This window comes from Desulfobulbus sp. (assembly GCF_030824455.1).
Classification (GTDB): Bacteria; Desulfobacterota; Desulfobulbia; order Desulfobulbales; family Desulfobulbaceae; genus Desulfobulbus.
In genome coordinates this window covers 23,212-30,815 of sequence record NZ_JAVBXR010000075.1, presented here as the reverse complement: position 1 = coordinate 30,815, position 7,604 = coordinate 23,212, and the positions used below count along the sequence as shown (strand labels likewise).

The window sequence follows — 7,604 nt, the reverse complement described above, 5'->3', positions numbered from 1 at the left end:
GGCAACCGGGGATATTGACCACCGGGATGCCTTTGGCCTTCAGTACCTCATGCACCGGCGTTGCTCCGGTGGGGTTGGGCGAAGCGGCGGCCACTCCGCCCCAGGCGGCGCAGGAGCCGATGGCGATGACGGCAGCGGCCAGCGGCGCGGTTTCATTGAGGATGTCCAGCACCGGTTTGCCGGCGATCTGGCAGTAAATGCCGCCGTCTTTGACCGGAATGGCGCCGTCCACCACCAGGATGAACTTGCCTTTGTTTTCTTCGATGGATTTGGCGCGCGCAGCCTCGGCCTGATGGCCGGAACCGGCGTTGAGGGTCTCGGAATATTCGAGCGAGATCAGATCAAAAATCAGTGTTTCAATGGAAGGATGCCCGGTGCGCAGAAGCGATTCAACGCAGCCGGTGCACTCCTGGCCGGACAGCCAGATCACGGGAGGCCGCTTCGGCGAGGTGACGGCCTCGGCGATTTGGGGGACCGCAGCAATCGGCAGGCCCATGGTCGCCGCCACCGCCGTGCAGAATTTCATGAAATCCCTGCGAGTCACGCCACTCAACAGATCCTCGTTGTTGCCCACAACTTTCGACTCCATCTGCCACCTCCTAAATGTACAGTTAACTGCTTATGTCCGCATAAAAATTCAACACACCTCAATCTGAAACAGTGAAACGGAAATTTTTCTTGATAATTCTATAAAGGCAAAAAAAAAGCTGTGCAACGGTTTTTTATTTTTGCACAAAACGCACAAATTGCATGTCAACCCTGCCGCTTCGACATACGTGCAGGCAAAAACTTTCGTTCCAAATGCTCGGGAGGGACCAGCGAATTACACGCACTCTTGGTTATCCCGCTTGCGCTTGGGTAACTGCATTGTGGATCGCGCCACCCCGCAAATAGTTTAAAATCCTGAAATAACAACGAATAAAGAAATAACAGTAATGGCGCATCGTGTGCATTGTAACGAACTGGCGCACGCAGTTCGGCATCTCACCCTGCAACACAAACAGGTGAAAGTCGCAGCAAAACGACAGGCGCAGCAGAAACCGGAATTTTATTTACAATTTTTTGCAATAATTTTTCGAATCATTGAGTGGGGTTAGGATAAAACGCCCCCCAACGGGACAAAAAAAGCAATTAATCTTTTGAAAATGACGGCCGATAACATACCATCCGGGAAGAGCAGAGGGAGTTCTGACCGAAACAACTCAAGCGCCGCCGCCTCGCGGAGGTTGCGCCAAAACAATTCAACAGGAGGAATTATTATGAGAAAAATCTGGAAAAGCAGTGCGCTTCTCTTGGGAACAGCAATGCTTGGGGCGATTGCCCTGTCAGGGACGAAGGCTGAAGCAGTGGACTTGGTCGTGCCGATCGAGGCGAAAATCAACAGCACACTCGCGCAAACGGTGGACAAATCTTTAAATTTTGGCGAGATTGACCTCAAGCCCGGCGGAGATGTTATCACACTGAATGCCTCTGCGGGCGCGTCAACAGCACCCGTCGCAACCGGCCTCTCTCCGATTACGGATTTCACTGCTACGAGTGGACTTGTCACCATTAAATCGGCGAATGCTTTGACTGATGTCGGTTTAGTTTTCCCCGTTGCCCCAGTGACCCTGACCGGTGCAGTCTCCTCGCAAACAATAACGGTCGCTGGTTTTGCAACTAATTCCACCCCTACCCTTGCAGATAAATTAGTTACCGTTGATCTACCTATCAATATCGGCGGCGTACTCACCATCCCGGCCGGGCGAGCTAACGACACCTATTCAGGCAACGTTACCCTGACCATTAATTACTAATGACGGGCGAAGGGCACAATCTCAACCGTGCCAACAGCCGATGTCTGCTTGTCGGCTTGCTGTTGTTCTTCCTGCTGGTCACCGCTTCCGCTTCCCCGGCGGGGGTGGTGACCCAGGTTCTCCCCCCGTATTTCGGTGAAATTGACCTCCATCCGGGGGGCGACACAGTGACCATTGCCGCACAAAGCGGCCCCGCCGTGCCCTCGGCTGAACGCTCGGCGGTTACCGGCGGCAGCAGCGGCCTGCTGACGCTCACCTCTAACGAGGCCGAACAAGCGGAAGTGATTTATCCAGATTCGGTCGCCTTGACCAGTGGCGGCCACACCATCACCATCAGAGGAATCCCCTCGCTGTCCCAAAAGAGCACCAACCTGCCGGGAGGCAACGTCCGACGCGAACTGAGCATCGGCGGCAGCCTCAGCCTGCGCGGCGATGAAAACCGTGGCAATTACAGCGGTTCTATGACTATCCAACTCAATTTTTTATAATCTGGAGTTTCTCCATGCTCTCTCAAAATCTTTTCCCACGGAAACAGTCATTGTTTCCGTTTTTTTTGTCGATAGCGTTCTGCTCCCTTGCGGTGTTGGCTTCAGCCGAGGTCAGCCTGGCGGCGACCAAATCGCTGTTATTGACGCCCATTCGAGCCATTTTCACAGATCGTCAGCGTTCGGTTGATATCCATGTCAACAATACCGGCGACGAACCGGTTACCTATGCGATATCGCTGGTCACAATGCGCAAGGACAAAGACGGCCAACTGCGACCAGTCGAGACCGAGACGGAGCAGGAGCAGTTAGTGAAGAGCATGATCCGCTTTTCGCCTCGCCGGGCCACCATCGCGCCGGGGGCGCGTCAAATCGTCAAACTCATAGCGCGCAAGCCGCAGGACCTTCCGCCGGGAGAGTATCAAACCCGCCTGAGCCTCAGTCCCCAGGCGGAATCAGTACAAAAGCAAACGGGTGACGCCGGCGCATCGGCAGGGCAAAAAGCCACTTTCAATATTGACGTTCTGGTAACCTCCACCATCCCAGTAATCATCCAGAATGGAGAGATTGCCCCCGAGGTGACCCCGCTTGCCTTTTCGTTAAAACCGCAGGCAAAGGCCTCCGAAGGCTTGGCAGCCGAGGTGAAGATTGGCCGTAGCGGCAAAGGCAGCGCCTTTGGCAACGTTCGTCTCGATTTCATCCCCGCCAACAATCCCAAGAACATGCGGCAAATCGGTTACGCGGAGGGATTGGCCATCTATTTACCGGATTCCGAACGGACCATAGCCATTCCCCTGGATAATGTTACCCGCCAGGAACTCTCTTCCGGATCAGTTCGCGTCAGCTTCTTGCCCAGCACCGGCAGCGGCGACAAACAGCAAAAAGCAACGCCGGGAAACATCAAGGAATTCCCCGTCCGCTAATCGCGGCCCACCCAGCCAACACCAAAAAGGGGTGCGAGACGACATCGTCTCGCACCCCTTTTTTTATTCTGAGCGGCAGCACCGCACTGGCACATGAAGGGCTGATTGTCTCATTCGCACTTCCAGGTTCATCCATTTCTCAATCAAACGAGGCTGCTGCACACAGCAACATCTCGTCGATGAGGGTGCGTCATGTCAACCCGTAGCCTGGATGAAGTGCAACGGAATTCGGGAAACCATCAAAATCAAAACCCCGGATTCCGCAGGCTGCATTCGGGCTGCGGTCCGCCGGCCAGCTCTCGTTCTCTGGTATCCAAGCGCTGCATGGGAACTTTTCGTTGGGCCAGCCAAAACGCCCGCCTGTCCTCACGCCGAAGGATTACCGACTGTGCTGCATGGCGGCATATTTGGCGGCGATTGCCGCTGGATTGATACCGGTCTGAACCGAGCGCAGTGGCGGCGGAGCTGCGGTCTTCCCCTCGTTGCCGTTGACTTTGACGAGCATACTGCGGGCGTATTCAGTTCTTGGCGCCATGCGTGCCGCCAATCGATCAGCATCAACTTTTGCGCCGAATTTTCCGCAGGTTACCCGGAAAAACACACCCTTTTCCTTGCCCAGATCAACTTCGGTGACGGTGAAATCATTGGGGGAGACAATGCCGCTCAGCCGTTTGGCAAGAATCTGGATTCCAGCCTGGGCCGATTTCATCGACTTGTAGGAGGCAAGATGGACGACATACCGCTGACTGCGGCCATTGCTGACTGCAGCCGCGCCGGCAGAAGCCGTGGGGGTGGGGCTGGAAACGGGTTTGCCGTTATTCCCAGTTTGCATGGCGGGACGGAAATCTTGAGGATCGGGGAGAGGCGAAGGAGGAGGCGCGGGCTGGGCATCGGGATTCGCGGTTTGCAGAGATTGCTCCGAACCCGACACAATGCGGAGCGGCGCCAGGGCGATGGAGGCCGCAGGCGTGACTGCAGCAACTGCAGCCGTTTGTCTGGCAGGAGAGACTGAGATCTTTTGCTTTGGAGCGGCTTGAATCACCGGGATGGCCTGCTCCGCTGCCGGGCTGGCAGATTTCGGTGCTGCGACGCGAGACTTAGCCGTATCGGCAGTCGTGGCCTGAGTGGTTGTCGCCGCATTGGGCGACGGCTGGTCGTTGCGCACCTTGCTTGCGGACGGCGTTTGCGGCTCCTGACGTTTCTCTTGTCCACGCCCAGCCTCCGGCGACCGCAAGACGACGTCCGCTCCCCGGACAATGGTTCCGTCGGCGCCGACGACCACCTCTTTGCTGAATCCGCTTGCCAGATCCTTAACCTGCGGGTCTTCACTGACAACATGCAAGGTGTAGGTTCCGGGAAACACCTTTTCAAACAGATAGAATCCGTCGTACTCAGGGTTCGTTCTCTTAATGACGGCGCCTTTCTCGTCCCGGAGCTCAAGCGCAACCCTGGACAAGGGCTCCTTTTCTCCCTTGCTGTTTTCATAGAAGACGCCGCCGTCTATCTCGCCGGTCGAGACAATCGGGAACTCAAGCCGCTGAACGCTGCCAGAGCGCGGCATAACCGCCACGCCCGGAACTGAGGGCTGCCAGAACGGGTCCTCCAGGCTGTTTGCGTCGACCTCCACATCGGTAGGCGTTAAGGCGGACAGGTTGGTCAACTGGGCCACGCCCTGCTCATTGGTCAACCCGCTTTTCCGGAGCTGTTTTGCCGCCACCTTCACCTCCGGCAAAGGGGTGTCGTCCTGATCAAACACCTGGTTATTGTTGGCGTCATGGTAGACAAAGGCGGTCGCCGTTCCTTTGCCGGATCTTTTTTCCGACTGCATCTGCAAATCTTTGCTGACGGGATCTTGACCCAGGGAGAAGGAGACCGTGAGGAAAGCGCCGTAATTGCCCTCGCTGTCATAGGAAACCTTAGGGGTCAGCATCATTGTCCCGGCGTCAAAGGCCAGATTGACTTCAGCCTTTGTCCTCTCTTCGTCGCCGTCGTCGTCGCCAGTTTCCCGAAGGAGATTGGCGCCGGCGCTGACCTTCTCGGCAATCGGGTACAAACCGGAAAGTTTATATTGGCTGACTGCATTCTTATCGCCGAGATCATAGTCCACCCCGGCAGTGACCCGCCCCCGGCCGACGCTACCCGTTGCCTGAAATTCGCCGTCCACCGGGGCGTCTGAAACCGCAGTCGCCGCATTGTCGTTCCAATGAATCACGTTGGACAGGTGAATTCTGCCAACGCTTCCCGCAAGACGCAAATTGGTGCGGCTGGTTTCCCCTTCAGTGCGGACGGACATGTCCCGAGACAGCGTATAGGAGAGAGGGGGCATGAACAACACCTCGGGGATCATGCCGTTGACGCCGGCGGAGGTCCGCGATTGCAAGGGGTTGTCCGGATTGCTGGGCTCAATGAAGTCGGAGAACACCTCATGTTTGGCCCGAAGGTTAAACGGACCAATCACGGATTGACTCTGCACGGAGACGCCGCTGCCGCCGGCGCTGTCCTGGATGACGTCAAGTTCGCCGTACAGGGAGGAGAGCGTGCCGTTGACGCCGGCCTGCGCATAATTGTGCCACACATTGTCAAATTCGACGCTGGTGACGCCGGCGGTCACCGACAGATGGTCGGTCACGCCATAGGCAAAGGCGCTGGTGATTCGCGCCCCCTCGTCGACGCCGGTTTCCACCTCGTCAAACCCAGGAACCATATTTTTGGCCTGGGTTGCCGAGACGTTGTATTCAAGCTTGCCCGCTTTGAGCATTCCCGAGCCGACGTTGACGTCCTTGGACTCGATCATGCGTTTCTGGCCCTGGGGACCGAGGGCCAGAAGCTGAAAGGCGTTCGCGCCGAAGTAGACGGGAACATCCTCAAACAGATAGCGCCCGTCGGCTCCCACCCGGACCGAATTGATCAGGTTACCGTTTTGATAGAGCTCCACGTCCCAGCCGGGCTGCATGTTGCCTTCAAAACGGGTGGTGTCAAAATCCCTGCTGCGATTGACGTCGGCATTGGACACCGACACCCCGCGCGCCGTGCCGCTGCTGCCGAGCACGGGCAGATCAGCCGGGGACACGTCGCCCACCGCAACCTTGGTGGCCTGCATCGGCCCCAGGAGTTTGCCCCCGGGGTCAAGCCGTTCCAAGGTGAGCCGGGCATTGTCCAGCGGATCCTCCTCATTGCCCGACAGGTAGGCCTTGGCGGTCATGCGGGCAAGATCGCCTTCGGCCACAATCGAGTGATTGAGCTGCAGACCGGATTTGCTGCTGTTGTCCGTCTCAACGCCGCTGGTCAGGGAAACATCCATCACCGGGAAGGAATAGAGTGCATACGGAGATTCGAGCGCGTCATATTTTAGACTCGTATCCTCTTTTTTGCCAAGACCCTGGCGTTTCTTCTCGCGTTCCAGCTGGGTTTGCAGGGGAAGCTTTTCGCGCGGCTCAACAGTGGCGGTAAGCTCTCCCATCGAAATTTTGAAATCCACCGGCAGCCATTGGCTCAACAAGCGGCTGTCGACAAAGATTTCGTCTTCCCCGACAGCGATCGCCTTGTCGTCCCAGGGGTAGCTTTTGCCGTCTACCTTGATGGTCCGTTTGGTTGCGTCGATAGAAAGGGTGCGGTCTTCGGAGATGAACCACCCGGTTGCGGTTCGTTTTTTGGGGTCCACGGCGATGTCGAAGTCGAGCGCGTGGGCGACCTCTCCCAAGGGAAGCAAGGTGGTCTGTTCATCGCCATACCCGACAACTTCCTGCTTGAGGCGAACTGCGGGGCAGACCACGCTCAGAACGAGCATGTTGTCGTCGTTGAGCAAGGTTTCGGCCGGGGCGGCCGGAGACGAAGCCTGTTGGGCGTCGTCGGAGGGCGTTGCAGAGGAGAGCGGAGCGGGGGAGTTGTTTTTTTTGCCCTGGATGTCCTGGGCGGCGGGCAGACTGATGCCGGCTTGTCGGAGTTGCGTGGTTAATCGATCAAATTCTTGCCAATTAATTGACTCCCCTTTGGCCTGTTTTTGCAGCAGGGCGTCACGGGCAAGCACTATTCCAGCAAGTCGCTTGGCCTCAGCGTCGTTTTTTTGACGAAGTTGTTGCCACTGGGCGTACTGGTCCGTTTGGCGCAAAAGCACATCGGCCTGTTCGATGTCGAGCGAGGCGTCAAAAGCGGCGGACGGACTCGTATTGGCCCGTCCGCTAAGCGACGTCTCGGTCTCTGTTTTTGCTATACGGGCAACGGAAGCGGTCAAGATACCCCTTGGTGCTCAGCAGCTCAATTTATGCGCCAGTTTGTCTTCAACGGAATGACTGATTTTTTGCAATTCTTACGCCTAAACAGAAAGGCGACCTGCGCGGCAGTGAAATATCTGTGAAGAAGGGAGGAAGAGAGCAAACGGCGACAGAGGACAGGGCGTCAGA

The 7,604-nt window shown here is 56.8% G+C and carries 5 protein-coding genes; 3 read left to right on the top strand and 2 right to left on the bottom strand.

Annotation, left to right across the window (positions count from 1 at the left end; translation table 11 throughout):
- On the bottom strand, nt 1-589 hold a 589-nt coding region (locus tag RCH93_RS09705; protein ID WP_306548181.1), incomplete at its 3' end, for a hydrogenase small subunit.
- Nucleotides 590-1,259: 670 nt separating this feature from the next.
- Between RCH93_RS09705 and RCH93_RS09700 the strand changes: the two genes are divergently transcribed.
- From RCH93_RS09700 to RCH93_RS09690, 3 genes are read left to right on the top strand one after another with little or no spacing between them, the layout of a single operon-like run.
- The gene (locus tag RCH93_RS09700) at nt 1,260-1,796 is read left to right on the top strand and encodes a DUF4402 domain-containing protein (protein ID WP_306548179.1); all 537 of its coding nucleotides are present in this window, start codon (nt 1,260-1,262) and stop codon (nt 1,794-1,796) included.
- Entirely contained in the window at nt 1,796-2,284 is a 489-nt protein-coding gene (locus RCH93_RS09695) for a DUF4402 domain-containing protein (protein WP_306548178.1), read from the top strand. The genes RCH93_RS09700 and RCH93_RS09695 overlap by 1 nt, the downstream gene beginning before the upstream one ends.
- A gap of 50 nt (nt 2,285-2,334) precedes the next feature.
- On the top strand, nt 2,335-3,204 hold the full coding sequence (locus RCH93_RS09690) for a hypothetical protein (RefSeq protein ID WP_306548177.1): 870 nt from the start codon (nt 2,335-2,337) through the stop codon (nt 3,202-3,204).
- A gap of 379 nt (nt 3,205-3,583) precedes the next feature.
- On the opposite strand, the gene RCH93_RS09685 is transcribed toward RCH93_RS09690, so the two are convergent.
- Nucleotides 3,584-7,435, bottom strand: a complete 3,852-nt coding sequence (locus tag RCH93_RS09685) for a stalk domain-containing protein (RefSeq protein ID WP_306548176.1) — start codon at nt 7,433-7,435, stop codon at nt 3,584-3,586.
- Nucleotides 7,436-7,604: the final 169 nt, after the last annotated feature.

Excerpts from the sequence above, each read along its gene's own strand:
- RCH93_RS09700 (WP_306548179.1), top strand. The coding sequence starts at position 1,260 with ATGAGAAAAATCTGGAAAAGCAGTGCGCTTCTCTTGGGAACAGCAATG.
- RCH93_RS09695 (WP_306548178.1), top strand. The coding sequence starts at position 1,796 with ATGACGGGCGAAGGGCACAATCTCAACCGTGCCAACAGCCGATGTCTG.